The sequence below is a fragment of the Rhodococcus sp. IEGM 1341 genome, from assembly GCF_030056895.1.
In the GTDB taxonomy this organism is placed as follows: Bacteria; Actinomycetota; Actinomycetes; order Mycobacteriales; family Mycobacteriaceae; genus Rhodococcoides.
Genome location: NZ_JASHKV010000019.1, coordinates 7,771 through 8,974 on the forward strand (window position 1 = coordinate 7,771; position 1,204 = coordinate 8,974).

Here is a 1,204-nt window from a genome sequence, read left to right on the forward strand (position 1 = left end):
GTCTGCGTGGCCCTCGTGGCCACCATGCCCGCCATGGTCTTCGTGGCCCTCGTGCGCCTGGCGATCCGCGTGCTCTTCGTGGTCCGAGTGTCCACCGTGGCCCTGGTGTTCCTCGTGTCCTTCGTGGCCCACGTGCCCTTCGTGCCCTTCGCCATCAGCATTGTTCGCGTGATCGGACATCGAGGGCTCCTGCGCCCGTTCGCGGGCGTCGGTCCGGTGATGGGAAGTGTCGAGCAGGAGCGCAGTGGCATTGTCGAGGGCGGGAACCACCGCTCCGGGCGAGGCGATGCCGATGCGCACCCGAGGGCCGGGCATCTGCTCCCAGAGGCGGTTCGCCAGATCCGACAGCTCAGGACCCGGCGCACCACACACGACGAGCACGTCCCCCTGAGCCGGACTACTGGCTATCCGCCACCCGCGACGGAGTAGCTGTTGCTCAAGCTCCATCCGAGTCGCCCACTGGCCCGGGGCCTCGACGACGAGCACCCGGGTGGCCTGGACGGCGAGGCGGGCGAGAAACGGGCTCAAGCCCATCGGAATGCGCCTTCTCGCCGTGCCCAGGCCACGGCGACTAGCAGGGCACCAAGGAACAGGAACATCTCCACCACCGCAGAGAGCCCCTTCTCGATCACCACCACGGCCCACGGGTACATAAAGAGCATCTCGACGTCGAAGGCCAGAAACACGATCGAGGCGAGGTACCAGCGTGCGTGGAACCGCGACAGGGCGTGCTCCTGCGGTGCCCACCCGGATTGGGCCGGCAGGACTGTCAACGGGTCGGAGGTAATGCTGGCCACGCGGTGGAGTGCATAGAAGAGAGCAACGACAGACAGCGCCACCAGAGCCACGGACACGATCCCTGAGGACATGACGGTCTCTCCCCTTTCTCGCGGTCGAACATCGAGGCCGGTCGCTGAGCGATGGGAGTCACCTTAACGGATTACCGCGATCGATAATCTCGTTCCAGCTCGGCGGTCAGCCGTGACCGGGGCCGGCTCCGCAGAGCAGGAACACCCGCGTGTGGGTCCGACTGATGCGAAATCTCTGGAACCGGTTGGGCTCGACTGGGGGCGGGGTTGTCGTCGAAAGAAAGCGCACACCTCCGCGCGTCGCTGGCTACTCATCGAAGAACTGTCCACATTCCTTGACTAGGGCGTGTCTCCCATAGCTGAGCGGTGACCCGCGAGACCGTGGCCGTATGGGA

General features: G+C 65.8%; 1 protein-coding gene and 1 pseudogene. Both read right to left on the reverse strand.

What is annotated here, in order from left to right; genetic code table 11:
- Positions 1-534: pseudogene (locus tag QM615_RS22265) on the reverse strand (hypothetical protein); the annotation flags it as partial.
- Entirely contained in the window at positions 525-869 is a 345-nt protein-coding gene (locus QM615_RS22270) for an NADH-quinone oxidoreductase subunit A (RefSeq protein WP_007626392.1), read from the reverse strand. The gene QM615_RS22270 and the pseudogene QM615_RS22265, both read right to left, overlap by 10 nt.
- Positions 870-1,204 lie beyond the last annotated feature (335 nt).